Annotated in this window: 19 protein-coding genes and 1 pseudogene; 13 read left to right on the forward strand and 7 right to left on the reverse strand. The window is 72.2% G+C overall.

From position 1 onward, the window contains the following. Positions 1-21 precede the first annotated feature (21 nt). From htpG to ACGFZA_RS25145, 3 genes are read right to left on the reverse strand one after another with little or no spacing between them, the layout of a single operon-like run. On the reverse strand, positions 22-1,974 hold the full coding sequence (gene htpG, locus ACGFZA_RS25135; RefSeq protein ID WP_385287258.1) for a molecular chaperone HtpG: 1,953 nt from the start codon (positions 1,972-1,974) through the stop codon (positions 22-24). Between the two features lie 49 nt (positions 1,975-2,023). Beyond that, on the reverse strand, positions 2,024-2,557 hold the full coding sequence (locus tag ACGFZA_RS25140; RefSeq protein WP_393682035.1) for a DUF402 domain-containing protein: 534 nt from the start codon (positions 2,555-2,557) through the stop codon (positions 2,024-2,026). After that, entirely contained in the window at positions 2,538-3,458 is a 921-nt protein-coding gene (locus ACGFZA_RS25145; protein WP_393682037.1) for a GNAT family N-acetyltransferase, read from the reverse strand. The genes ACGFZA_RS25140 and ACGFZA_RS25145 overlap by 20 nt, the downstream gene beginning before the upstream one ends. 70 nt (positions 3,459-3,528) lie before the next feature. Between ACGFZA_RS25145 and ACGFZA_RS25150 the strand changes: the two genes are divergently transcribed. Together ACGFZA_RS25150 and ACGFZA_RS25155 are read left to right on the forward strand one after the other, a co-directional pair. After that, the gene (locus tag ACGFZA_RS25150) at positions 3,529-3,903 is read left to right on the forward strand and encodes a GntR family transcriptional regulator (protein ID WP_385287263.1); all 375 of its coding nucleotides are present in this window, start codon (positions 3,529-3,531) and stop codon (positions 3,901-3,903) included. Between the two features lie 169 nt (positions 3,904-4,072). After that, positions 4,073-5,389 carry a low temperature requirement protein A gene (locus ACGFZA_RS25155; RefSeq protein WP_393682040.1) on the forward strand — a complete coding sequence of 439 codons (1,317 nt, stop codon included), beginning with the start codon at positions 4,073-4,075 and terminating at the stop codon, positions 5,387-5,389. A 282-nt stretch (positions 5,390-5,671) separates the two neighbouring features. On the opposite strand, the gene ACGFZA_RS25160 is transcribed toward ACGFZA_RS25155, so the two are convergent. Beyond that, positions 5,672-6,778 (reverse strand): DUF5925 domain-containing protein, encoded by a 1,107-nt coding sequence (locus tag ACGFZA_RS25160; protein WP_385287267.1) that lies wholly within the window; start codon positions 6,776-6,778, stop codon positions 5,672-5,674. A gap of 242 nt (positions 6,779-7,020) precedes the next feature. Here ACGFZA_RS25160 and ACGFZA_RS25165 point away from each other — a divergent pair, with 242 nt between their 5' ends. The 4 genes and pseudogenes from ACGFZA_RS25165 to ACGFZA_RS25180 form a co-directional block, all read left to right on the forward strand. Beyond that, positions 7,021-7,830: an SGNH/GDSL hydrolase family protein gene (locus tag ACGFZA_RS25165; protein WP_385287268.1), complete on the forward strand. Its 810-nt coding sequence runs from the start codon at positions 7,021-7,023 to the stop codon at positions 7,828-7,830. Positions 7,831-8,119: 289 nt separating this feature from the next. Next, a complete protein-coding gene (locus ACGFZA_RS25170; RefSeq protein ID WP_393682043.1) occupies positions 8,120-8,383 on the forward strand; it encodes a hypothetical protein in 264 nt (87 codons plus the stop codon). A gap of 364 nt (positions 8,384-8,747) precedes the next feature. Next, a complete protein-coding gene (locus ACGFZA_RS25175; protein ID WP_393682045.1) occupies positions 8,748-9,356 on the forward strand; it encodes a TetR/AcrR family transcriptional regulator in 609 nt (202 codons plus the stop codon). Between the two features lie 3 nt (positions 9,357-9,359). Continuing rightward, a pseudogene (locus tag ACGFZA_RS25180) lies at positions 9,360-10,024 on the forward strand (GlxA family transcriptional regulator); the annotation flags it as partial. Between the two features lie 51 nt (positions 10,025-10,075). On the opposite strand, the gene ACGFZA_RS25185 reads toward ACGFZA_RS25180, so the two are convergent. From ACGFZA_RS25185 to hmgA, 3 genes are all read right to left on the reverse strand, one after another. Next, the gene (locus tag ACGFZA_RS25185; protein ID WP_393682047.1) at positions 10,076-11,293 is read right to left on the reverse strand and encodes a type ISP restriction/modification enzyme; all 1,218 of its coding nucleotides are present in this window, start codon (positions 11,291-11,293) and stop codon (positions 10,076-10,078) included. Between the two features lie 102 nt (positions 11,294-11,395). Beyond that, positions 11,396-12,196, reverse strand: coding sequence for a GntR family transcriptional regulator (locus ACGFZA_RS25190; protein WP_393682049.1), 801 nt, complete (start codon positions 12,194-12,196; stop codon positions 11,396-11,398). Positions 12,197-12,223: 27 nt separating this feature from the next. Beyond that, positions 12,224-13,552: a homogentisate 1,2-dioxygenase gene (gene hmgA, locus ACGFZA_RS25195; protein WP_385281539.1), complete on the reverse strand. Its 1,329-nt coding sequence runs from the start codon at positions 13,550-13,552 to the stop codon at positions 12,224-12,226. Positions 13,553-13,693: 141 nt separating this feature from the next. Here hmgA and ACGFZA_RS25200 point away from each other — a divergent pair, with 141 nt between their 5' ends. The 7 genes from ACGFZA_RS25200 (at position 13,694) to ACGFZA_RS25230 (ending at position 24,345) form a co-directional block, all read left to right on the forward strand. Then, entirely contained in the window at positions 13,694-15,853 is a 2,160-nt protein-coding gene (locus ACGFZA_RS25200) for a right-handed parallel beta-helix repeat-containing protein (protein WP_393682052.1), read from the forward strand. A 293-nt stretch (positions 15,854-16,146) separates the two neighbouring features. Further along, entirely contained in the window at positions 16,147-16,914 is a 768-nt protein-coding gene (locus tag ACGFZA_RS25205) for a hypothetical protein (protein ID WP_393682393.1), read from the forward strand. Continuing rightward, the gene (locus ACGFZA_RS25210; RefSeq protein WP_385281536.1) at positions 16,911-18,221 is read left to right on the forward strand and encodes a hypothetical protein; all 1,311 of its coding nucleotides are present in this window, start codon (positions 16,911-16,913) and stop codon (positions 18,219-18,221) included. Before ACGFZA_RS25205 ends, ACGFZA_RS25210 begins: the two co-directional genes overlap by 4 nt. A gap of 248 nt (positions 18,222-18,469) precedes the next feature. Then, positions 18,470-19,090: a TetR family transcriptional regulator gene (locus ACGFZA_RS25215; RefSeq protein ID WP_385281534.1), complete on the forward strand. Its 621-nt coding sequence runs from the start codon at positions 18,470-18,472 to the stop codon at positions 19,088-19,090. 122 nt (positions 19,091-19,212) lie between these two features. Then, positions 19,213-21,465: a molybdopterin-dependent oxidoreductase gene (locus tag ACGFZA_RS25220; protein WP_393682055.1), complete on the forward strand. Its 2,253-nt coding sequence runs from the start codon at positions 19,213-19,215 to the stop codon at positions 21,463-21,465. A gap of 120 nt (positions 21,466-21,585) precedes the next feature. After that, on the forward strand, positions 21,586-22,995 hold the full coding sequence (locus tag ACGFZA_RS25225; RefSeq protein ID WP_385281529.1) for a CitMHS family transporter: 1,410 nt from the start codon (positions 21,586-21,588) through the stop codon (positions 22,993-22,995). A gap of 3 nt (positions 22,996-22,998) precedes the next feature. Then, positions 22,999-24,345, forward strand: a complete 1,347-nt coding sequence (locus ACGFZA_RS25230) for an MFS transporter (RefSeq protein ID WP_393682057.1) — start codon at positions 22,999-23,001, stop codon at positions 24,343-24,345. The last annotated feature ends 16 nt before the right edge of the window (positions 24,346-24,361 follow it).

The following is a 24,361-nucleotide window of genomic DNA, read 5'->3' on the forward strand; positions in this document are numbered from 1 at the left end:
GGGGCCGCGCAGGGACAGCCCTTAGAGGGTGCGCTCCAGACGGTCCGCCATCAGCCGCACGAACCGCGACGGGTCGCCCAGTTCGCCGCCCTCGGCCAGCAGCGCGAGGTCGTGGAGGAGTCCGGCCGTCTCCTCCAGACCGGGACCCGCCTCCTCGCCGTCGCCACGTGCGGCGTACACCCGGTTGAGGCCGGCGACCAGCGGGTGTTCGGGGTTGAGTTCGAGGATGCGCTTCACCTCGGGGACGGGCTGCCCCATGGCGCGGTACATGCTCTCCAGGGCCGGTGTCACATCGTGCGTGTCCGAGACGATGCAGGCGGGGGAGACGGTCAGGCGCGCGGAGAGCCGCACCTCCTTGACGGTGTCGCTCAGCCGGTCCGTCATCCACGTGAGCAGGTCCGCGTACTCCTGCCGGCGGTTCTCCCGCTCGGCCGCGGCCTCCTCCTTCTCCTCCTCCGTGCCGAGGTCGACCTCGCCCTTGGCGACCGACAGCAGCTTCTTGCCGTCGAACTCGGGCTCCGTCTCCACCCACACCTCGTCGACGGGATCCGTCAGCAGCAGGACCTCGACGCCCCTGGCCCGGAACGCCTCCATGTGCGGGGAGTTCTCGATCGCGTCCCGGGACTCGCCCGTGAGGTAGTAGATGTGCTCCTGGCCGTCCTTCATCCGCTCCACGTACTGCCGCAGCGTGGCCGGCTCGTCCTTGTCGTGGGTCGTGGCGAAGGAGGCGACACCGAGGATGGCGTCGCGGTTCTCGAAGTCGTTGAGCAGCCCCTCCTTGACCACGCGGCCGAACTCCCGCCAGAACGTGGCATAGCGCTCCGCGTCGCGCGCCATCATGTCCTTGACCGTCGACAGGACCTTCTTCGCCAGCCGCCGGTGCATCAGCTGGATCTGGCGGTCCTGCTGGAGGATCTCCCGCGACACGTTGAGCGAGAGGTCCTGTGCGTCGACGACGCCCTTGACGAAGCGCAGGTACGAGGGCATCAGCGCTTCGCAGTCGTCCATGATGAAGACGCGCTTCACATAGAGCTGGATGCCGCGCTTGTACCCCTGCATGAAGAGGTCCTGGGGCGCGTGCGACGGGATGAAGAGCAGCGCCTGGTACTCGAAGGTGCCCTCGGCCTGGAGCCGGACGGTTTCCAGCGGGGCGATCCAGTCGTGACTGATGTGCTTGTACAGCTCGTGGTACTCGTCGTCCGTGACCTCGTCCCGTGAGCGTGCCCACAGGGCCTTCATCGAGTTGAGGGTCTCGGGCTCGCGCGCGGTGGCGTCGGCCTCCTCCTCCCCCTCCCCGGAATCCGTGCCGGCGGACTCCGGGGCCATCCGCACCGGCCAGGTGATGAAGTCCGAGTACCGCTTGACGATCTCCCTGATCTTCCAGGGAGACGTGTAGTCGTGGAGCTGGTCCTCCGAGTCCTCCGGCTTGAGCCGGAGGGTGACCGAGGTGCCCTGGGGAGCCTCGTCGACGGTCTCGATCGTGTAGGTGCCCTCGCCGGTCGACGTCCAGCGGGTGCCCTGTTCCTCACCCGCGCGCCGGGTCAGCAGCACGACCTCGTCGGCCACCATGAAGCTGGAGTAGAAGCCGACACCGAACTGGCCGATCAGCCCTTCGGCCGCGGCACCGTCCCCGGCGTCCCTGGCCTCCTTGAGATCCTTGAGGAACGCGGCCGTACCCGAGTTCGCGATGGTCCCGATGAGGCTGACCACCTCGTCGTGCGACATCCCGATGCCGTTGTCCCGCACGGTCAGCGTCCGGGCCTCCGGGTCGGTTTCGAGCTCGATGCGGAGGTCGGACACGTCCGCGCCGAGCGAGTCGTCGCGGAGCGCTTCGAGCCGCAGCTTGTCCAGCGCGTCCGAGGCGTTGGAGACGAGCTCGCGCAGGAACACGTCCTTGTTCGAGTAGATCGAGTGGATCATCATCTGCAGAAGCTGGCGTGCTTCCACCTGGAACTCGAACGTCTCAGTGGGCATAGTCCGTGCATCCTTCTCAGATCACCTGGGCGGTAACGACCTGAGCACTCTAGATCAACGGACTGTCCCCGCAGGCGTGTTCCGAAGGGCCGGCCAGCAGCCCGGCCAGACCCTCGGCGCGGGCCAGCCGCTCCAGCCCGTCCAGTGCGCGCAGGGCCTCCCGGGCCGCCGCGGGATCGCGCTCCGTCAGTCCGCTCTCCTCGAACTCGTCCTCGTCCAGCCGGAGCACCGTGGCGCCGTCCGCCGACACCCACAGATCGAGGTCCAGGTCCTCGACCAGCAGCGCCCCGTCCCGGACCTCGGCGGGGCGGGTGATGTCGCAGTACCAGCCCTTGAGCGCGCCCGCGCCGGTGCGCACCTCCTTCACCGCGAACCAGCGGTCGCGCCAGTAGTGCTCGGTGAACACGTCGCCCGGTTCGAACCGCACGAAGCCGAAGTCGCGGACCCCGGGCGCGGCCCACGGAGCGCGTACCGTCACACGGTCGCCGTCGTCGTGCACCAGCGCCGCCGGGTAGGCGATCTTGGTCCGTCCGGCCTTCGTCAGGGTGATCGTGAGTGACGGCTCAGCCGAGCGTTCGGACATAGCGCACCTCCGTGGCACAGAGTTCGTAGCCGAACCAGCGGTTGACCGCCAGCATAGGGCCGTTGTCGGCGTCATTGCCGGTGAAAGCATCGGTGTACCCGGCGTCGCGCGCCCGGTGCAGTGAGTCGTTCTTGGCGAGCTTCGCCAGTCCGCGGTTGCGGTAGGCCCGGCGGGTGCCGGTCATCCCCGACCAGTACCGGCCCGCACCGTCCGTCTCCGCCGCGCTGAACGCGGCCACCCGCCCGTCGGTCACGACGACCGAGGTGAGGTCGTGATCGAGACCGGGATTGCGCCAGGTCCCCGTCAGCCAGTCCTCGTAGTCCGACAGCCGGGCCGGTGTGTCGCTGGGCTCGTCCGCGGTGGTCTCGGCATCGGCCTCGAAGAGGGGGCGCGGATCGTCGGCGAAGTCGGCGCCGGTGCGCAGCTCGACACCGGCCGGCAGCTCCTGACGGGGCGGCAGCGCACCTGCCGTCAGGTCGAGGTGGAGGAAATGCGCGGGCCGGCTCGGCGCATAGCCGTGCTTCTCGGCGAACGCCCGATCGCCGGGAGTGTCCAGCACCCAGGCGTAGACGGCGGTCGCGCCGGCCAGGTCCAGGTACTCCTCGGCGGCGCGCAGCAGCAGCGTGCCCGCTCCCCGGCCGGTCCGCTCCGGGTGCGTGTGCGTATTGCAGAACGCCTGTCCCGGCACGGGGCTCCCGTGGGCCAGACCCATCTGGGAGGTCGCGATGATCTCGCCGTCCTCTTCCGCGACGAGCATCCGGTAGCGCTTGCCGGGATGGGCGGTGGCCAGGTCGAAGGCCACTCCCTGCGGCGTCAGGACCATGAACGGGAGCGCAGCGCGCCTCACCCGGACCCAGTCCGCGGCGTCGGCGGGCCGGAAATCGCGCACGATGACAGTCATGCGCCGGACCGTATCCGGACCGCGGGCCGGGGCGCCTTTGAATATTTCCGGGGTGGGGGAGAATGCGGCCGTGACTCTGAAGATCGCTGTTGACCCGGATTCCGGCACCGCCCCGTACGAGCAGCTGCGCACGCAGATCTCCGAACTGGCCCGCTCGGGGGCGCTGCCGGTCGGCTACAAGCTCCCCACCGTGCGCGGCTTCGCCGAGGAGCTGGGCCTCGCCGCCAACACCGTGGCCAAGGCATACCGTGCGCTGGAGGCGGACGGGGTGATCGAGACGCGGGGCCGCAACGGGACGTTCGTCGCCGCCGCCGGTGACGCCGCCGAGCGCAACGCGGCGTCCGCCGCGCGCGAGTACGCCGAGCAGGCCCGGCGGCTGGGGATGTCCGGGGCCCGGGCGCTGGAGCTGGCCCAGGACGCGGTGCGGGCGGTGTACACGGACTGAGCCGGGGCCGTGCGGGCGCCGGCGCCCGCACCACCGGGTGTCCGCACCACGGCACCGAGCATTCGGTTCACGCCGCGTCCGGGCGGACGGCCCGGGTGGTGCGGCGGCCGCCCGGATGCGGAGTGGCGGTCGTCGCTCCCACGAGGTGACCGATGAGCATAATCCCGATATGTCTGCTTCCGTGAGTGGTGCCATCCCCTCTGTTCCCGAACAGGCGGGCGGTGAGCGGCACGCGTCGTGGCTGGAGCTGTTCTTCGACCTGATCGCGGTCGCCGGCGTGGGGCAGCTCGCCCACCTGCTGCGTACGGGGCCGAGCTGGGCGGCGTCGGGTGAGTACGTGCTGCTGTTCGTGGCCTTCTGGTTCGCGTGGATCATGTCGACGATGTACGGGAACGTGGCGGGGCAGCGCACACGGATCGTCGCCGTGGTGGCCGCCATGCTGGGGATGGCGGTGATGGCCGCCGCCGTGCCGGGGATCCGCGACTCCGACCAGAAGGCCCGTGCGTTCGCCCTGGCCTACATCGTGGTGCGGTTGATCGCCTCGCGGGTGTGGAGCGGGCGCCGGCAGGTGGTGGCGGATCTGCCGGTCATTCAGCTCGGGGCCGGTCTGACGCCGTGGCTGGTGTCGCTGTGGGTGCACGGGGATGCGCGGCTCTGGCTGTGGGCTGCGGGGCTGGTGATCGACATGGCGGTCATGGTGCGGGTGTCGCGTGAGACGTTGCGGGCGGAGATCGATCAGAAGTGGGCCCAGGCGGAAGGCCGGCTGGAGCGCCGGCTGGAGCAGGAGGGGTGCCGCGGGAGTGCCGCCCTGCCGCCCGAGGAGGCGCGCCTGCGGGCCGACCGTGCGCGCAGGCGGATGCGGCGGAAGCCGGAGGTCGTGGTCGCCGACACCTCTCACCTGGCCGAGCGGCTCGGGCTGTTCGTGCTCATCACCCTGGGCGAGGGCATGGTGCAGTCGGTGGACGCGGCGAGCGAGGAGACGTGGACCCGGGGCCTGCGCATCGTCGCGTTCGGGGTGTTCGTGCTGATGGTGCTGATCTGGTCACTGGCGTTGCGCACCGGGACGTACGGGCTGCCGCTGCTGGCGCCGCGGGCGCTTCCGGTGCGGCTCGTGCTGTCGCTGCACTGCGTGTTCGCCTGCGCGGTGGCGGCTCTCGCCGCGGCGCTGGGCCGGGCCGTGACGGAAGCCGATGAGGTGATGGAGCGGCCGGGCCGGCTGCTGCTGGCCGGTGTGCTGGCGCTGATCCTTCTGGTGGCCGTGGTCTGTGCGCTGGTGTCCGGTTGCGGGCCGGGCTGGACCGCGGCCGCGCTGGGTCCGGCGTTCGTACCGGCCGGCGTGCTGGCTCTGGGAGGAGGGCCGGGTGACGGGAGGGACCTCGGGACGGGGGTGCTGGTGGCCCTGGCGGTATCGGCCCTCGCCTGGCCCGTGGCGTGGCGCGCCCTCCGGCCGGGTGTCTTCGCGGCGCAGGAGGAACGGGCTTCCTGAGGGCTGTCCCGCCAGGAATGGCGGGACAGCCCTGAGCGGCTCCCGTGCGGCTCGTTCGCATCGCGACCACGATCCGCTCAGCGGGCTCCGAAGCTTTTGCGTGCTGGCCTCTTGGTCTCGGGTGCGCCCACGGCGCCCGAGCACCGCGATCCGCTCAGCGGGCTCCCATGCTCCTGCGCGTCCGGGTGCTTGGTTCTCGGGTGCGCCCACGGCGCCGGAGCACCGGCTTCCCGCGGACGCGCCCGGGCCCTGCCGGAGATGCCGGCCCCGCGTCCGGGGCGCTCAGAGATACAGCCCCGCGTCCGCCCCCGAGTCCTGCTTGGGAACCGATGCGGGGCCCGTGCCGCGGCGCAGCGCGTACAACTCCGCCAGGGTCGCTCCGTCGCGGGCCGCGTCACGGCCCAGGCCCTCCTCCGTGCCGAGCCAGGCCACCGACTCCCGTCGGGTCAGTGGGCCCACCTCGATCCGGGCCAGGCAGCGGCCGGGCCTGACGACCGCCGGGTGCAGCCGTTCCAGGTCCTCGTTGGTCGTCACGCCGACCAGGACGTTGCGGCCCTGGCCCAGCAGCCCGTCCGTGAGGTTCAGCAGCCGCGAGAGTGCCTGGCCGGCCGTGTGCTTGGCCTCGCCGCGGATCAGCTCGTCGCAGTCCTCCAGGAGCAGCAGCCGCCAGCGGCCCTTCGCGCTGCCGTCGTCCTCGCCGATCGCGATGTCCATCAGATAGCCGACGTCGTTGAAGAGCCGCTCGGGGTCGAGCACGCAGTCGACCTGGCACCAGTCCCGCCACGACCGGGCCAGCGTCCGCAGGGCGGACGTCTTGCCGGTGCCGGGGGGTCCGTGCAGCAGGAGCAGCCGGCCCGCGATGTCGTCCGGGGTGACCTTCATCAGCCGGTCCATGGCATCGGCCACGGGGGCGGTGTAGTTGGGCCGGACCTCGTCCCATGTGCCGGCCGCGATCTGACGGGTCGTGCGGTGCGGGCCGCGGCGCGGTGAGACGTACCAGAAGCCCATGGTCACGTTCTCGGGCTGGGGCTCCGGTTCGTCCTGGGCGCCTTCCGTGGCCTCGTCGAGCACCTTCTGGGCCAGTTCGGCGCTGGTCGCGGTGACCGTGACGTCCGCGCCCCGGTTCCACCGCGAGATGAGCAGCGTCCAGCCCTCGCCCTCGGCGAGCGTGGCGCTGCGGTCGTCGTCACGGGCGGCGCGCAGCACCGTCGCGGCGGCGGGAAGGAGGGTGGCACCCGTTCTGACGCGGTCGAGGGACGAGCTGTGCGAGTACGGCTGCTCACCCGTCGCGAAGCGGCCGAGGAACAGCGCGTCGACGACGTCGGACGGGGAGTCGCTGTCGTCGACGGTGAGCCGGATCGGCAGAGCGGACTCGGGGTTGGCGGACATGCCGCCCATGATCCGGCACGGGCGCACCCGGCGCACCCAGGTTTCGTCACCTGCTCCGTTCGGTGCGGGCGTGGTCCGGGGCCCCTCGTGGGGATGCCGCCGCGAGTCGATATGACAGGAAGTCAGGGGGTGCGCGAGGAAAGGTCATCCGATGGACTTGGCATGGACACTTCCGAAAAAGCCTCCGCTGCTGCTACCACTGAGTAGGCAGAGATCCTGCAGGTCGGTCCCAGGGAGGTTCCATGAAGATGTCCAGACTCGTGGCGTTCTCGTCCTCGCTCCTGCTCGGCGCTGTCATCGCCCTGACCGGGGCAGCCACCGCGAACGCCGCATCGTCCGTACAGGCCGTCGACTACGTCGCGCTGGGCGACTCCTACTCCTCGGGGGTCGGTTCCGGCAGCTACATCGGCTCCAGCGGTGACTGCAAGCGCAGCACCCTCGCCTACCCCTCGCTCTGGGCGGCCGCCCACGCCCCCGCCTCGTTCGCCTTCACCGCCTGCTCGGGTGCCCGCACCGGTGACGTGACGGCGAGCCAGCTCGGACCGCTCACCTCCTCGACCGACCTCGTCTCGATCTCCATCGGCGGCAACGACGCCGGCTTCGCCGACGTCATGACGACCTGTGTCCTCCAGTCGGAGTCCACGTGCCTCGCGCGGATCGCCACCGCCCGCAGCTACGTGGACTCCACGCTGCCCGGCAAGCTCGACTCGGTGTATGACGCGATCAGCGCCAAGGCCCCGTCCGCCCATGTCGTCGTCCTGGGCTACCCGCGCTTCTACAAGATCGGCGGCAGCTGCGTCGTCGGTCTGAGCGACAAGGTGCGCACCGCCATCAACAGCGCTTCCGACTACCTCAACGCGGCCACCGCCAAGCGTGCCGCCGACCACGGCTTCACCTTCGGTGATGTCGCCGGACAGTTCGCCGGGCACGAGATCTGCTCCGGGAGTGCCTGGCTGCACAGCCTCAACTGGCTCAACATCGGTGAGTCGTACCACCCCTTCGCGGCCGGGCAGTCCGGTGGCTATCTGCCCGTGCTCAACTCCCTCGACTGACCGGCGCGTCCGTCCGCCCGCCGCTCGGAGGGCGGAGCCCCCTCGGGCCGCCCGCCGGAACGGGTCCCTGCGGGCGGGGGTTCCTCCCGCGCGACGGATTCCGACTGGCCTGAGGTGTCCGGACCCTGACGATCTGTCCAACTCGCCCCGGAAACGGGCGGATCCGCGGACAGGTCGTCAACCTCCGTATGTGTGTGCTCAATCCTGTGCCCGGGATACACGCGTGTCGCCGAGGAGCGATAGGGTTAACCTGCCCGGGCCGGGTGCCCTCGTACGGGTGGGGAGTGACATGGAACAGATAACGGTGCGCAGCAGGGCGCGTGTGCCTGCTATCACCTGCGGAAGCAGTGCGACGAGTTCGCGCCTCGACCGCCATCTCGCAGTGCTGGGCGGCCCCGTCGTCCCGCAGCGCGAGTCCGCGGAGGCGACGTTGCTGATGCGCGAGCTCACCTCGCGCGATGCCGCGCACACCCGCCGGAGCAAGAGCGCGCGAGTCTCGCTCTTCGCCCCGCTGCGGCGACTGCGGCGCTCGCTCTTCGGCAGCCGCCGCTGACTCGACGCCCCGGTCCAGGTACCGCGCTGCTGCCCGCTCTTCCGTCATCCCCGGAGCCGGCAGTGGCGCGTCGCCATGTCCGCGTGGACCTCCGGGGCGTGTTTCGAAAGTCCCGTCCGGCTCGCGACGCCTGGCACGGCACCTCGCCGCGTTGTCGGGATCGCCCGAGTACGCCCCGTGCGCGGGCGGCCCTCCGCCTTGCGGCGCGCCGCGCCGGACGCCGCGAGCCCTGCCCTCCGGGCGGACGGCGCCACCTTCGAAACACGCCTTGGTCCGGCCGGGCCTGGCTCGTGGTCGCATGGTGTTTTTCTGGTGAAGTGGGTGCCGAGGTAATTCGGCGCCGAAGTACTTCTACACTGTCGGCATGTCCGAGAAGCGAGCCGCGCGCCTGAGCCCCGACGAGCGAAGGGCGCAATTGGTCGCGATTGGCGTGGACATGCTTTCCGATCGCTCGCTGGACGAGCTCTCCACCGACGCCGTGGCGCGCCGCGCCGGTATCTCCCGGGGGCTGCTCTTCCACTACTTCGACTCCAAGCGCGACTTCTACCGCTCCGTGGTGCAGCAGGAGTGCGACGACTTCGCCGACGCCACGGAGCCGGACCCCTCGCTGGAGCCCGTCCCCTGGCTGCGGGCGTTCATCGCCGGGTTCGCGGCGTACGTCACGGAGCACCGCAGGGTCTATCTCACCCTGGTCCGCGGCGCCGCCGGCAGCCATCCCGCCGTGGAGGACATAGTCGAGTCCACCCGCACCACCCTGGCCCGGCGGGTACAGGAGGGGCAGCGTCGTCTCGGGATGCCGGATTCACCGCGGCTGCTCGTGGCCGCCCGGGCCTGGATGGCCTTTGCCGAGGAGGCCGTCACCAGCTGGCCGCTCGACGGGCCGGAGGCCCTCGACGAACTCGGCGCCTTCCTGGAGTCGAGTTTCGTGTGCCTGCTGGGCGCACTGGACCGGCCGGTCGCGCTGCCCGGCTGAGCGGGTGCGCGCATCGTCGCCATCTGCTCGGGCGCCTTCGTGCTCGCCGCCGCCGGGCTGCTGGACGGCCGGAGGGCCGCCACGCACGGGGCCCGGGCCGCCGAGCTGGCGGCCGGGTTCCCGCAGGTCCAGGTGGACCCGGGGGTGCTGTACGTGGATCACGGTGACGTCGCCACCAGTGCCGGATCGGCGGCCGGCGTGGACCTCTGCCTGCACCTCGTGCGTACCGACCACGGAGCCGCCCACGCGCTGCGGATCGCACGGCAGATGGTGATGCCGCCGCACCGTGAGGGCTGTCAGTTGCAGTACGCCGAACTGGCCACGTCCGGGCCGGTCGCCGACTCGCTCGCCCCCTGCTGGAATGGCTGGCCGGGCGCCTGGACCAGCCGGTCAGCGTCGCCGAGATGGCGGTCCGCTCCCAGGTCTCGGCCCGCACGCTGACCCGGCGCTTCACCGAGCAGCTGGGCATCAGCCCCGGCCGCCGGCTGCTCGACCGGCGGCTCGCCGCCACCCGGGCACTGCTGGAGGAGACCGACCTGCCGGTGGAGACCATCGCACGCCGGGTCGGCCTCTCCTCGGCCGTCAACCTGCGCCGGCGCTTCCACGAGGCGCTGCGCACCACGCCCGCCGCCTACCGGCGCACCTTCCGCGCGGAAGAGGCCGGGTAGCGGCGCCGAAGCCGCCCTCCGGGAATACGTGAAGGCGCGGGTCCGCCGGTGTCACAGCAGGGCGAACTGGCCGTCCGGGCCCTCCTCCTGGTGATCGAGCACCGACGCGGGCCGCCGGGCGGGTGCCGGCACCGGCAGCACACCCGCCGCCCGCAGTTCGCGCAGGTCGATCTCCGGCCCTTCCGCCAGTTCCTGCTGCCGGGGCCGCAGCTCGGCGAGCAGGGCCAGCAGCGTGATCAGTTCCAGCAGCTCCGAGGTCCACTCCTGCGGCCAGGCGCGGGGGAGTACGGTCTCCAGACCATCCGCCCCGGACACCGCCGTCCGGCGCCCGAACCACAGTTCCAGCATCCGCACGCCGCCCACCTGGAACTCCCACGCACCGGCGGGCACCGGCGAGATGCGGCCGGAGCCGAGGGCCAGCACCTGCTCCTCGGCGTCGTACGACAGCTCCGACGGGGCGGGCGGCACAGCTGCCCGCACATAGGGGCGGCGCCCGCCCGGCAACCGGGGGCGCTCGCCGCCCCGTGCCCCGCGCAACTGGAGCCGCAGCAGCTCGTGCCCCAGCGCCACCCCCGCAGTCCAGCGCGCGGTGTCCGCGGGCAGCGGCACCACCGGGCCGGCCGGCGAGGGGCGGGCCGCCGCGAGGATCCAGGCCAGGACCGACTCGGCGGTGACCGCTGCTCCGTGACGGGCACGGAGCAGGTCGATCAGCCCCGGGGCCAGATTGGGTTCGACGCCGCCGGGACGCCGGTACAGCGGACGGATCCGGCCGGGCCGGCCCGCGGGGGAGTGGCCGTCGGGGAGCAGCGCGGTCACCGAGAGGGCGGGGCCCGCGTCGTGGGGGATCCGGCCGTGCTCGACCAGGAAGACCTGGTGGTCGTCGGCGACCCGCCACAGCTCGGGCCGGGCCACGTCGATCAGGCGGTGGTCGGGGAGGAGCCACTGCTCGTCGAACGGCCCGTGCAGGATCCGTACCGGCTCGGGGCACGGCCCCGGCTCGCGGGCGAACCGGACGGTCCCGGCGGACTGCCCGGGCAGGGCGGCCACCGGAGTCTGCGGGGTACGCGCTCGGGTGGGTCCGAACAACCGCTCGCGCTCGGGTTCCGGCGCCCGCACCAACCGCTCCCAGCGGGCCCTGAGCGATGCCGCGTCCGGGGCGGTCACCCAGGGGCGCCCGGTCCTGAGCGGCCGCACCGACCAGGGCATGAGGTCGTCGAGGAGCGGGCTGTGCGGGCCCTCGCCGGAGCCGGCCGCTGCCGGAGCTGCCACCGTGTCGTCCTCCCCGTCGCCACGTCTGCCGCCTTCCCCGGCATCGTAACGGCGCTGCCGCGGGTCCCGGCAGGGGGCGCCTGCCGGGACCCGCGGCAGCCGTCAGCGCGCCTCCACCGTGACCGAGAAGGAGAACCGGTCGCCCCGGTAGCGGATCAGCGCCACGTCGACCACCCGGCCGCTCTCGTCATACGTCACCCCCGTGTAGTGCAGGATCGGGCTGAGCAGCGGGACCTGGAGGAGGCCGGCGGTGACCGGGTCGGCGAGCGTGGCCTCGACGGTGTCGGTGATCCGGGCGATGGGCACGCCGACGCGGTCGCGCAGCACCTTGGTCATCGGCCAGCGGTCGAGGTCGGAGGGATCGAGACCGGCCGCGACCTGTGGATGGAGCCAGTTCTGCGCCCAGTTGGTCGGCTCGCCGGTTTCCTCGTCGCACCGCAGCCGCCGGTAGCCGACGATCTCGGGGCAGCCGGGGAAGTACTCCGCGACATCGCCCGGCACCGGGGACGGGCCGTGGTCGAGCAGGGTGGTCCGCTCGCCCGACTGCTGGGCGACGATCGCGTCGATCGAACCGAGCAGCCGCACCGGCGACACCCGGCGGGCGCGCGGCTCGATGAAGGTGCCGCGCCGGCGGTGCCGGCTGATCAGCCCCTCGGTCTCCAGCTCCTTGAGCGCCTGGCGCATGGTGAGGACGCTGACGCCGTAGTGCGCGGCCAGCTGTTCCTCGGTCGGCAGCCGCAGGGTGGCGTCCGCCGTGCGGCCCAGTATCGAGGCCCGCAGCGACTGAGAGACCTGGTACCACAGCGGCAGCTTGCGGTTCAGGACCAGCGAGTCGGGCGCGAAGGCGGCCCCCGGGGGCGCGGGGGGCTGCGGAGGGGACTGCGGCACCAGGGTCACCTGCATTCGTCGTCGCTGGGACACGGGGCCCGGTTACGGATGGAAGTTGCGGCTCAGACCCTGCCACACGTCGTCGTAGCCGTGCTGGAGATGTCCGGCCGTCGCCGCCTGCCCGGTCGTGATGACGGGCCAGCGGGTCTCGAACATGAAGGCCAGGCCGTCGTCGATCTTCTGCGGCTTCAGCTCGGCCGCGCTCGCCCGCTCGAAGGTCTCCCGGTCCGGGCCGTGCGCCGACATCATGCTGTGCAGGGAGCCCCCGCCGGGCACGAAGCCGCCCTTGCCGGCCGTCTTCGCGTCGTACGCGCCCTCGATCAGCCCCATGTACTCGCTCATGACGTTGCGGTGGAAGTACGGCGGCCGGAAGGTGTCCTCGCCCACCAGCCAGCGCGGCGCGAACACGACGAAGTCGACGCCGGCCAGGCCGGGGGTGTCCGTCGGCGAGGTCAGCACGGTGAAGATCGACGGGTCCGGGTGGTCGTAGCTGATCGAGCCGATGACATTGAAACGGTGCAGGTCGTAGACGTACGGGGTGTGGTTGCCGTGCCAGGCGACCACGTCGAGCGGCGAGTGGTCGTACGTCGCCGACCAGAGGTTCCCGCAGTACTTGTTGACCACCTCGACGGGGCGTTCCACGTCCTCGTACGCGGCGACCGGGGCGAGGAAGTCCCGGGCGTTCGCCAGGCCGTTGGCGCCGATGGGGCCGAGGTCGGGGAGGACGAACGGCTGGCCGTAGTTCTCGCAGACGTAGCCGCGGGCCGTGGCGTCGAGCAGCTCGACCCGGAAGCGGACACCACGCGGGATCAGGGCGACATGGCCCGGTTCGGCACGCAGCAGGCCCATTTCGGTGCGCAGCAGCAGACCGCCGCGCTCGGGGACGATCAGGAGCTCGCCGTCGCTGTCGCTGAACACCCGGTCCGTCATGGCCGCGTTGGCGGCGTAGAGGTGGACGGCCATGCCGGTGCGCTGCGCGGCGTCGCCGTTGCCGCCCAGCGTCCACAGGCCGGACAGGAAGTCCGTGCCGGGCGCGGGCTCCGGGAGCGGGTCCCAGCGCAGCCGGTTGGGGTCGGGGACGGATTCGGTGAACGGGGCGGTGCGCAGGGTGCCGTTGTCGATCCGGGCGAACGGCGGATGGGCCGCGGAGGGACGGATCCGGTAGAGCCAGGAGCGGCGGTTGTGGACGCGCGGTTCGGTGAAGGCCGAACCGCTCAGCTGCTCGGCGTAGAGCCCCAGCGGTGCGCGCTGCGGCGAGTTGCGGCCGTGCGGCAGCGCCCCCGGCACGGCCTCCGAGCTGTGCTGATTGCCGAATCCGGCGGAATGCGCGAGCCCTTCCGCGGTCTTCCGTGCTTGCTCGATGCCGCTCATAAGTGCTCCCGGTGCATGAGAGAGGGGTTCGCGATCCTGGATTCCTATGGTCAACCGTAGGAATCGGATCGCGGCGAGTCAACGCCATTCGTGCGGCACAGGGGGGTTCCAAAAGTTGAACAATGCTCTACTCTCCGGCACATGTCGTGGACACGAAGACTTCTGGTGGTTCTTGCGGCCCTCGCTGCCGCCCTTCTCCCGGCCTCGGCCGCCCGGGCGCACGAGGAACGGCCGGTCACGCTGCCCGACGGCACCGGCAGCGTCCCCGTGTACCGCACGGGTGAGCCCGACCTCCTGGTCTGCAAGAACGACCGGGCCGACTTCGAGCACCGGATATCCGGATTCCCCGATGCCCTGCGGGCCAGGAACCTGACGCTCTTCGAGCGGTGCCGGAAGTCCGGCTACCGCCACCTCCAGCAGGCCGTCGACGCCGTCACCGGGCCCGGGAAGAACATCGCGATCCTGCCCGGCCTCTACGAGGAGGAGCCCTCGCTGCCGGAGCCGAAGGGGGAGTGCGCCCGGCTGAAGGCACCCAACTCCCAGCTCGGCTACCAGATCCTGAGCTACGAGCAGCAGGCGAAGTGCCCGCACAACCAGAACCTGGTCGCGATCCTCGGCAAGAAGGACCTCCAGATCGAGGGCACCGGCGTCGCGCGCACGGACGTCGTCATCGACGCCAAGTACCAGAAGCTCAACGCGGTGCGCGCGGACGGCTCCGACGGTGTCTACTTCAAGAACTTCACCGCTCAGCGCACCACGTTCAACTCGCTGTACATCCTGGCCCAGGACGGATTCGTCATCGACGACGTGCTGACCCGGTGGAACGACGAGTACGGCTTCCTGACCTTCGCCAGCGACCACGGCCTGTACAGGAACTGCGAGTCGTACGGCAACGGCGACTCCGGTATCTACCCGGGCAGCGCGTCGGACATCAACGACGCGTACGGCTACAAGGTGCCGCGCTACTCCATCGAGATCACCGGCTGCCGCAGCCACCACAACATGGTCGGCTACTCCGGCACGGCGGGTGACTCGGTCTACGTCCACGACAACGAGTTCGACCACAACATGGGCGGCGCCTCGATGGACAGCGCCTTCCCCGGCCACCCCGGCCTGCCGCAGAACCACGCCCGCTTCGAACGCAACCTGATCCACGACAACAACGCCGACTACTACCCGTACGTCGCCGACGGCACCTGCGCCAAGCCGCCCGTCGAGCGCGGCTACGAGGACGGGGTGGTCTGCCCGCAGATCTCCATGCCGCCGGGCACCGGCATCATCACCGCGGGCGGCAACTGGAACCTCTACGAGAACAACTGGGTCTACGGGCAGAAGCGTGCCGCCTTCTTCCTGAGCGCCGTACCCGCCTTCATCCGTGGCGAGGACGCGCTCGGCAAGCAGACCGACACCTCGCACCACAACCGGTACGCGAACAACCACCTCGGCACCGACAAGCAGGGCCGCTCGCGCCCCAACGGCACCGATGTGTGGTGGGACGGCCAGGGGGCGGGCAACTGCTGGCAGTCCGACGCGGGCGCGTCCACCCCGCGCTCGCTGCCCTCGTGCGGGTCCGAGCGCGGCTCCGTCAGCGGCAGCACGGACCGGCTGGTGGGCGAGCCCGTCAAACTCGCCCAGCTGCTGGTCTGCGCCGACTACAACGTGCAGGCGCGCCGGCTGCCGGCCGGCTGCGACTGGTACGGGGCGCGCGGCATCGAGCGCGTCGAGGTGCAGGCGGCCCTGGGGATCGCGGTGGTGCTGGTGCTGGTCGGCGGGGTGCTGTGGTGGCGCAGGCTGCGGGCCGATCGGTTCGCCACGGCCGCCACGGTCCTCGGCCTCATCGGTCTGTCCCTGGACGTGGCCGGTTCGACCATGGGGCTCGCCTCCACCTACGTCCCCGCTCTCGCGCTGCTGCTGACCGGTCTCTGGTGGACGGGTATCGGGCTGGCGCTGCGGCGGGAACGGCCGGGACTGGGCTGGGTCACGGTGGTGCTGGGCGGTCTGACGCTGCTCGACGCGCTGGACAAGGGCGTGTTCATGATCCCGTGGATCCCGCTGAGCCCGGCCTGGGGGCGCGGGCTGCTCGGCCTGGTCTGGGTGGTGTGGGCCGTGGTGGCCGCCGCCCGGCACGGCGAACGCGCGAAGGGGGAGCCGGCGGTGGGGGGAACGGCCCCGGCGGCGGACCCGGACCGGGCGCCGGGCACCCGGCCGGACTCGGGCACCGGTGCGGTAGGCGTGTCGGCGTCGGAGAGCCCGGCCGCGCCCGCCTCGCCGGCCGCCTCCCCGGACGGAGAACCGTCGTGACGCGGCACCCGGTGGACGCGGCGGCCCCGGTGCGGGCGGGGGCGACGGCCGCCACGGCTGCGGGGGCGAGGGCGGGTGCGAAGCCGACGGACGGGAAAGCGGGCACGGCGATGAACGCGAACAGGGACATGGGCATGGGCACGAACGGGGACTCGGGCACGGGCACGAACGGGGACTTGGGCACGGGCGCGAACGGGGACACCGGCACGGCCGGGAGCCGGAGCCGGGGCCGGGGCCTTCCGGTCCGCCCGGCCGTTCGGGTCCGGCGGGCCGGCCGTCGCGTCGCCCTCGGGCTGCTCGCCGTCGCCCTCCTGGCCGGCACGAGTGCCTGCGGAGGGCGGGCCACGACCCATCACAAGCCGGGGACCAGCCATGAGGAGGCCACCGGCAGCAACGGCCGGCTCCTGGCCGCGGACGACGGCTCCGGCCACCGGCTGCGCCAGGTCGACGCCGAGGGCGCGCCCGAGGTGACCCTGGCCGTGCGGCCGGACTCGGAGGACGGCTGGAACGTCCACCTGTCGGTACGGAACTTCCGGTTCACCCCGGACAGTGTCGGCGGCGCCGCACTCCTCGGACGCGGCCACGCCCGACTCCTCCTCGACGGCCATCCCCTCGCCCGTGTCTACGGCGCCTGGTTCCACCTCCCGGAGTCGCTCCTGCGCGGCGCCGGGGGAGGCACCCGGCTCACGGCCCGTCTCTACGCCGACGACCACACCGCCTGGGCCGTCGGCTCCGCCCCGGTCCAGGCCGCCGTCACGCTCGGCGGGGCAACGTCGGCGACCCGCCCCGCGCCCACCCCCGGCACCACCGTGGAAATCGCCGTCCGCGACGGCAGGGTGAGCCCCGCCCCCGGGCGCACCGAGGTCAAGAAGGGCCGCACCGTGCGTCTTCGGGTCCGCAGCGACCGTGCGGACACCCTTCACGTACACGGCTACGACAAGGAGGCGCGGCTGCCCGCCGGCCGGACCGTCACTCTCACCTTCACCGCCGACCGCACCGGGCTCTTCGAGGTCGAGACGCACGAGTCCGACCTGCTCCTGACCCAACTCGTCGTACGGTGACGGGCGTCGATGATCCCGGTGCCGTGAGCGTCCTCGCCCACGGCATCGGCGCCCAGCACGACCTGCCCCTCTCGCCCTTCTACGCGTTCGCCGGGGCCTTCGCCGCGCTCTTCGTCTCCTTTCTCGCCCTCGGCCTGCTCTGGTCCGCCTCCCGGTTCCGCGGCGACCGGGCGGGCCGCCCCCTGCCGGCCGTCGTCCAACGCGTGGCCGACGCCCGCTCCACCCGCATCGCGGCCCGGGCGCTCGGTCTGGCCGCAGCGCTCCTGGTCGTGCTCCACCTCCTCCTCGGCCCGGCCGACCCGGACCGCAACCCGGCCCCCGGCGCCGTCTACGTACTCCTCTGGGTCGGGCTCGTCCCGGCCTCCCTCCTGCTCGGGCCCGTCTGGCGGCTGCTCAACCCGCTGCGCACCCTCCATCTCCTCGGCTGCCGGGCGCTCGGACGCGCTCCGGCCGCCGGCCGCCCCCTGCCCGTCCGCCTGGGGATGTGGCCCGCCGCCGTCGGGCTGCTCGCCTTCACCTGGCTCGAACTCGTCGCCCCCGACCCCGCCTCATCCACCGCACTGCTCCTCTTCCTCGCCCTCTACTCCGCCGTTCAACTCGGGGGCGCCGCCCTGTACGGGGCCCGGTGGTTCGACCACGCCGATGCCTTCGAGGCCTATTCGGGCCTCCTCGCGCGGCTCTCCCCGATCGGACGCCGCCGGGCGGACCGCCGCCTCGTCCTGCGCTCCCCGTTCAACGGACTCGACGCCACGCCCGGGCTTCCCGGTCTCGTGGCCACCGTCTGCGTGATGCTCGGCTCCACCGCCTATGACGGCTTCTCCGACGCGCCCTCCTGGATCACCACCGTCCAGACCTCGGCGCTGGGCCGCACCATCACGGCCACGCTGGGCCTCCTGGGCGCCGTCGCCCTCGTCGCCACCCTCTACGCCCTCTGTGCCGGTGCCACCCGGCTCCTCTCCGGCCAACTGCCGCACCCCCTCACCGCCTTCGCGCACTCCCTGGTCCCGATCGCCCTCGGCTATCTCGTCGCCCACTACTTCACACTCTTCGTCACCGAAGGCCCACGCACCGTCATGGTGGCACTGGGCGCTGACAATCCCGCACCGCCGGAACCGCCGCTGGGGCCGGGCGGCGTCGCCACGCTCCAGGTGGTCGCGATCGTTGTCGGCCACGTTCTCGGCGTCGTCGCCGCCCACGACCGCTCCGTCCGGCTCTTCCCGCCCGGACGCGCCGTCGCCGGCCAGCTTCCGCTCCTGGTTCTGATGGTCGCGTACACGATCGGGGGACTGGCGCTGCTCATCGCCTGAGTGAACGCCCCCGCGGCGCTGGGGGCGGGCGTCCCCGCAGGGTGGCGGAGGACGGATGCCTCCGCGGAGCAGGGGGCGAAGACCCCGCAACGCCCGAGGGCGGACGCCCCGTCCCGCACAACCGGAGAGCGGGCGCCCCGCAACACCTGAGCGTGGCCCCCTGTCCCGTGCAGCCCGAGGGCGGACGCCCAGCAGAGCCTGAGGCCGGGAAGGTGCCCCCGCACCCGGCAGAGGAGCCCCACGGCATCATGGAACCCGTGCCCCATGCGAACACGAACCTCCGCCGCGCCCCCGTTCAGCAGCGCAGCGCCGAGCGCCTCACCCGGATACTCGACGCCTGCGCCGAACTCCTGGACGAGACCGGCTACGAGCAGCTCTCCACCCGGGCCGTCGCCGTACGCGCCGGGGTTCCCATCGGCTCCGTCTACCGGTTCTTCTCCAACAAGCGGGCGCTGGCCGACGCCCTCGCCCGCCGTAACCTGGACAGCTACGTGGAGCGGATCACCGACCGGCTGGTCGTCATCCCGGCCGGCGACTGGCGCCGCGCCATCGACGCCGTGCTCGACGAGTACCTGGCGATGAAGAGCTCCGTCCCGGGGTTCTCCCTCATCGACTTCGGTGCCCCCGCGCCCGAGGACGACCCCGCGGACGACGCCAACCAGCGCGTCGCGGGACGGCTCACCGAGCTGCTCTCCGGCCATCTGGAGCGCGAGCCGGACGAAGACCTCCTGCGCTCCATCCTGGTCTGCGTGGAGGCCGCCGACGCGCTGCTCCAACTCGCCTTCCGCACCGACCCGTCCGGCGACCGGGCGATCGTCGCCGAGACCCGTGTGCTGGTGCAGGCCTACCTCGCGCGGGTGCTGGACTGAGGGGGACGGACTCCGGGGCAAGCTCCTCGCCTCCACACCTCCCCAGCATGCGTACCGGTCGGTATGCTCGGCCGTGCTTGCTCATGTCCGCGCGCCACCGCTGTCGCCGCCCGGGAGGGCCCATGTCGCACGACCCCAGCAGCTCCCGTACCGCCCTGCGCATCTGCCCCCTCTGCGAGGCCACCTGCGGGCTCACGCTCACCATCGAGGAGGGCAGGGTCACGGGCGCCCGCGGCGACCGGGACGACGTGTTCAGCAAGGGGTTCATCTGCCCCAAGGGCGCTTCCATCGGCGGACTCGACGACGACCCCGACCGGCTGCGCGCCCCGCTCGTCCGCAAGGACGGCGTTCTGACGGAGGCGAGCTGGGCCGAGGCGTTCGACGCGATAGCCCGCGCGCTGCCGGCCATCGCGCGGGAACACGGGCCGCAGGCCGTCGGAGTCGTCCTCGGCAACCCCAACGTGCACACCATGGCCGGAGCCCTCTATCCGTCCGCACTGCTCGCGGCCCTGGGGACCCGGGCGCTGTTCACCGCGAGCACGCTGGACCAGATGCCCAAACACGTCTCCAGCGGGCTGCTCTTCGGCGACCCGAACACCATCCCGGTGCCGGACCTCGACCACACCGACCACCTGCTCATGCTGGGCGCCAACCCGCTCGAATCCAACGGCAGTCTGTGCACCGCCCCCGACTTCCCCGGCAGGCTCAAGGCGCTGCGCCGCCGCGGCGGCAGCCTCACCGTCGTCGACCCGCGCCGCACCCGCACCGCACGCCTCGCCGACCGGCACGTGGCCATCCGGCCCGGTACCGACGCCCTGCTGCTCGCCGCGATGGCGCACGTCCTCTTCGAGGAGAAGCTCACCGATCCCGGCGCGCTCGCGGAACACGTGGAGGGCATCGACGAAGTCGCGGACGCCGTACGGGACTTCACTCCGGAGACCGTAGCCCCTGCCTGCGACGTGGACGCCGCCACCATCCGGACCCTCGCCCGGGAGCTGGCCGCCGCCCCGACCGCCGCCGTGTACGGCCGCATCGGCAGCTGCACCGTCGAACACGGCACCCTCGCCAGCTGGCTCGTCGATGTCCTCAACGTCCTCACCGGCAACCTCGACCGCCCGGGCGGTGCCCTCTTCCCGCTCTCCGCGACGGCCCGCGCCCCGCGCCCGGCCGCACCCGGCAAGGGGTTCGCCCTCGGCCGCTGGGCGAGCCGGGTCTCCGGACACCCCGAGGCCAAGGGGGAACTGCCCATCTCCGCACTGGCCGAGGAGATCGGCACGCCGGGCGAGGGGCGGATCCGCGCCCTGATCGTGCTGGCCGCCAACCCCGTGCTCTCCGCCCCCGACGGCGACCGGCTCGATGCCGCGCTGGCCGAGGGGCTCGACTTCATGGTGAGCGTCGACCCCTATCTCAACGAGACCTCCCGCCACGCGGACGTGGTCCTGCCTCCGCCGCCGCCCTCGCAGAGCGCCCACTTCGACTTCGCGTTCAACACCCTCGCCGTCCGCAACCAGGTCCGCTACACCCGCCCCGCACTGCCCCTGGACGAAGGCGGGATGGACGAAGCCGAGATCCTCGCGCGGCTCGTCCTCGCCGCCTCCGGGATGCACGGCGCGGAGCCGGACGCGGTGGACGCCATGATCATCGACCGGGCCGTGGGCAAGGCGGTCGCCGACCCGCTCTCACCCGTCCACGGCCGGGATCCCGCCGGCATCCGTGCCGCGCTCACCGGGCGCACCGGGACGGAGCGACGCCTCGACCTCATGCTGCGCCTCGGCCCGTACGGCGAGGGCTTCGGCGCCGACGCCGACGGTCTGAGCCTGGAGCGGCTGCTCGCCCACCCGCACGGCATCGACCTCGGCCCCCTCGCTCCCCGCGTCCCGGAGGTCCTCACCACCCGCAGCGGACGCGTCGAACTCCTCCCCGCCCCGATCGCCGCCGATCTGCCCAGGCTGCGCCGCGCCCTCGACGGGCGGGCCGACCCCGACGCGCTCGTCCTCGTCGGCCGCCGCCACCTGCGCTCCAACAACAGCTGGCTGCACAACGTCGCCGCGCTCCGCGGCGGGTCCAACGTCTGCACCCTCCAGGTCCACCCCGAGGACGCGGTACGCCTCGGACTGACCGACGGCGCGACGGCCACGGTCACCGCGGACGGCGGCGCGCTGACGGTCCCGGTCGAGGTCACCGACAGCGTGCGGACCGGAGTGGTGAGCCTCCCGCACGGCTGGGGGCACGACCGTCCCGGCACCAGGATGTCCGTCGCCGCCGACCGGCCCGGCGTCAACGTCAACCAGCTCCTCGACGGCAGCCGCCTCGACCCGCTCTCCGGCACCGCCGTGCTCAACGGAATCCCCGTCTCCGTGGCGCCTACGTGTTGACCTGGGGTTTTGCTCGTATTGCTCGCATGTCAACGCCTTGTTAACGCCTTATGGCGCGCCCTAACGTCATCCGCACCGCCGGCTCCGGTGGGAGTTCAAGGGTGAACGATAGGTATCCATATGCTGACCATCCTCGGCTTCGCCATGATCGCGACCTTCCTGGTCCTGATCATGATGAAGAAGATGTCGCCGATCGCGGCGCTCGTGCTGATCCCCGCCCTCTTCTGCGTAGCCGTGGGCAAGGGCGCGCATCTCGGCGACTACGTCATCGAAGGCGTCGGCAATCTGGCGCCGACCGCCGCCATGCTGATGTTCGCGATCGTCTACTTCGGCGTGATGATCGACGTCGGACTCTTCGACCCGGTCGTCCGGGGCATCCTGCGCTTCTGCAAGGCGGACCCGATGCGCATCGTCATCGGTACGGCGGTGCTCGCCGCGATCGTCTCGCTGGACGGCGACGGCTCCACCACCTTCATGATCACCGTCTCGGCGATGTATCCGCTCTACAAGCGCCTGAAGATGAGCCTGGTCGTGATGACCGGGGTCGCCGCCACGGCGAACGGCGTCATGAACACCCTGCCCTGGGGCGGCCCCACAGCCCGCGCCGCCACCGCCCTGAAGCTGGACGCCGGCGACATCTTCGTCCCGATGATCCCGGCGCTCGGCGTCGGACTGCTCGCGGTGATCCTGCTGGCCGTGGTCCTCGGCAGGCGTGAGCGCAAGCGGCTCGGCACCCTCACGCTCGACGAGGCCCTGGTGGCCGGCACCGTCACGGAACCCGAGACCGTTCTTGTCGCCGCGGGCGGCGGCGACCGCCCGGGCAGGAGCGCAGGCGCCGGCGGTACGGGCGGCACGGGCTCCGAGGAAGCGGGGAAGGCCGACGACGGTTTCAAGGGCCTCGACCCCCACCGCGCCACCCTGCGGCCGAAGCTCTACTGGTTCAACGCGGCACTCACCATCGCCCTGCTCACCGCGATGATCATGGAGCTGATGCCGATCCCGGTGCTCTTCCTCCTCGGCGCGGCCCTCGCCCTCACCGTCAACTTCCCCCACATGCCCGACCAGCGGGCCCGGATCGCGGCCCACGCCGACAACGTCCTCAACGTCTCCGGCATGGTCTTCGCCGCCGCCGTCTTCACCGGCGTGCTCACCGGCACCGGCATGGTCGACCACATGGCCGACTGGCTGGTCGGCGCGATCCCGGAGGGCATGGGGCCCCACATGGCCCTGGTCACCGGCGTGCTGAGCATCCCGCTCACGTACTTCATGTCCAACGACGGCTTCTACTTCGGCGTCGTGCCCGTACTCGCCGAGGCCGGCGCCGCCCACGGCGTCTCCCCGCTGGAGATCGCCCGCGCCTCCCTGGTCGGACAGCCCCTGCACATGTCGTCCCCGCTGGTGCCCGCCGTCTACGTCCTCGTCGGCATGGCCAAGGTCGAGTTCGGCGACCACACCCGCTTCACCGTCAAGTGGGCCGCGCTCACCTCCCTGGTGGTGCTCGGCGCCGGCCTCCTGTTCGGGATCATCTGATCCATGGCCGACACCGCCGGGCCCGGCCGGAGCTGGCTGCTGCGCCTCGTCATCGCCTTCGCGTTCGCGCAGGGGGCGGTGTCGATGGCGCGGCCCGCCGTCTCCTACCGGGCCCTCGCGCTCGGCGCGGACGCGCGTGCCATCGGTGTGATCACCGGGGCGTACGCGCTCCTCCCGCTCTTCGCCGCCGTGCCCCTGGGACGCCGGACGGACCACGGCAGATGCGCACCGCTCCTGCCGTTCGGCGTCGTCCTGATCGCCGGGGGCTGCGCCCTCGGCGGCCGGGCGGTGTCCCTGACCGCGATGGCGGCCTGGAGCGGAGTCATGGGGCTCGGTCACCTGTGCTTCGTGATCGGGGCCCAGTCGATCGTCGCCCGCCAGTCCGCCCCGGCCGATCAGGACCGCAACTTCGGCCACTTCACCATCGGCGCGTCCCTCGGCCAGCTCATCGGCCCGATCGCCGCCGGGTACCTGATCTCCGAACGCGACGGGGCCATGGGCCGTACCAGCGCACTCGCCCTGACCGTCGCGGCGGGCGTCGCCGCCGTCTCCTTCGGCTCGCTCCGGCGCATCGAGCACCGGACCGCCCCCGCGCGCCGCGGCGGGTCCGCGGGCGCCAAGGTGCCGGTCGGCGGCATCCTGCGCGCCCGGGGCGTCCCCGCCGGGATCTTCATCAGCCTCGCCGTGCTCTCCGCGACCGACATCCTCACCGCGTATCTGCCGGTCGTCGGCGAGCACCGCGGCATCGCCCCCGCCACCGTCGGCCTGTTGCTGAGTCTGCGCGCCGCCGCCACCATCGCCTGCCGGCTCGTGATGACCCCGATGCTCCGGGTACTGGGCCGGACCGCCCTGCTCGCCTCCACCTGTCTGCTGGCCGGGGTGCTCTGCGCCGGCATCGCGCTCCCCGTCCCCGTCCCGGGCCTGGCCCTGATGCTCGCCGTCCTCGGCTTCTGCCTCGGCGTCGGCCAGCCCCTGTCCATGACCACCGTCGTCCGGGCCGCCCCGGCGGCCGCGCGCTCCACCGCGCTCGCCCTGCGGCTGACCGGCAACCGGCTCGGCCAGGTCGCGGCCCCCGCCGCGGCCGGGCTCGTCGCCGGAGTGGCGGGCACCGCAGCGCCGTTCGTCATGCTCGGCGCCCTGCTGGTCGCGGCAGGGGGTCTGGGTGTCCTGAGCAAGGACGATCGCGCGTCGGGTGCGGGCCGGGTTCCGGAACAGGATCCGGCCGTAGGGGGTCTGGGTGTCCTGAGCAAGGATGATCGCGCGTCGGGTGCGGGCCGGGTTCCGGAACAGGATCCGGCCGTTCCCGAGGAGGGCCCGGCGCGGGCCGGCCTCAACCGGAATCCCACCTGACACTTCCGTCTCCGCA

The sequence above is a fragment of the Streptomyces sp. NPDC048211 genome (genome assembly GCF_043202315.1).
Taxonomy (GTDB): domain Bacteria; phylum Actinomycetota; class Actinomycetes; order Streptomycetales; family Streptomycetaceae; genus Streptomyces.

What these genes read in the sequence shown, in the direction of transcription:
- htpG (WP_385287258.1), bottom strand. Translation starts at nt 1,974, where the DNA reads ATGCCCACTGAGACGTTCGAGTTCCAGGTGGAAGCACGCCAGCTTCTG.
- ACGFZA_RS25170 (WP_393682043.1), top strand. Translation starts at nt 8,120, where the DNA reads ATGGAACAGATAACGGTGCGCAGCAGGGCGCGTGTGCCTGCTATCACC.
- ACGFZA_RS25155 (WP_393682040.1), top strand. Translation starts at nt 4,073, where the DNA reads ATGTCTGCTTCCGTGAGTGGTGCCATCCCCTCTGTTCCCGAACAGGCG.
- ACGFZA_RS25175 (WP_393682045.1), top strand. Translation starts at nt 8,748, where the DNA reads ATGTCCGAGAAGCGAGCCGCGCGCCTGAGCCCCGACGAGCGAAGGGCG.
- ACGFZA_RS25165 (WP_385287268.1), top strand. Translation starts at nt 7,021, where the DNA reads ATGAAGATGTCCAGACTCGTGGCGTTCTCGTCCTCGCTCCTGCTCGGC.
- ACGFZA_RS25145 (WP_393682037.1), bottom strand. Translation starts at nt 3,458, where the DNA reads ATGACTGTCATCGTGCGCGATTTCCGGCCCGCCGACGCCGCGGACTGG.
- ACGFZA_RS25230 (WP_393682057.1), top strand. Translation starts at nt 22,999, where the DNA reads ATGGCCGACACCGCCGGGCCCGGCCGGAGCTGGCTGCTGCGCCTCGTC.
- ACGFZA_RS25190 (WP_393682049.1), bottom strand. Translation starts at nt 12,196, where the DNA reads ATGCAGGTGACCCTGGTGCCGCAGTCCCCTCCGCAGCCCCCCGCGCCC.
- ACGFZA_RS25225 (WP_385281529.1), top strand. Translation starts at nt 21,586, where the DNA reads ATGCTGACCATCCTCGGCTTCGCCATGATCGCGACCTTCCTGGTCCTG.
- ACGFZA_RS25200 (WP_393682052.1), top strand. Translation starts at nt 13,694, where the DNA reads ATGTCGTGGACACGAAGACTTCTGGTGGTTCTTGCGGCCCTCGCTGCC.
- ACGFZA_RS25215 (WP_385281534.1), top strand. Translation starts at nt 18,470, where the DNA reads ATGGAACCCGTGCCCCATGCGAACACGAACCTCCGCCGCGCCCCCGTT.
- ACGFZA_RS25160 (WP_385287267.1), bottom strand. Translation starts at nt 6,778, where the DNA reads ATGTCCGCCAACCCCGAGTCCGCTCTGCCGATCCGGCTCACCGTCGAC.
- ACGFZA_RS25220 (WP_393682055.1), top strand. Translation starts at nt 19,213, where the DNA reads ATGTCGCACGACCCCAGCAGCTCCCGTACCGCCCTGCGCATCTGCCCC.
- hmgA (WP_385281539.1), bottom strand. Translation starts at nt 13,552, where the DNA reads ATGAGCGGCATCGAGCAAGCACGGAAGACCGCGGAAGGGCTCGCGCAT.
- ACGFZA_RS25140 (WP_393682035.1), bottom strand. Translation starts at nt 2,557, where the DNA reads ATGTCCGAACGCTCGGCTGAGCCGTCACTCACGATCACCCTGACGAAG.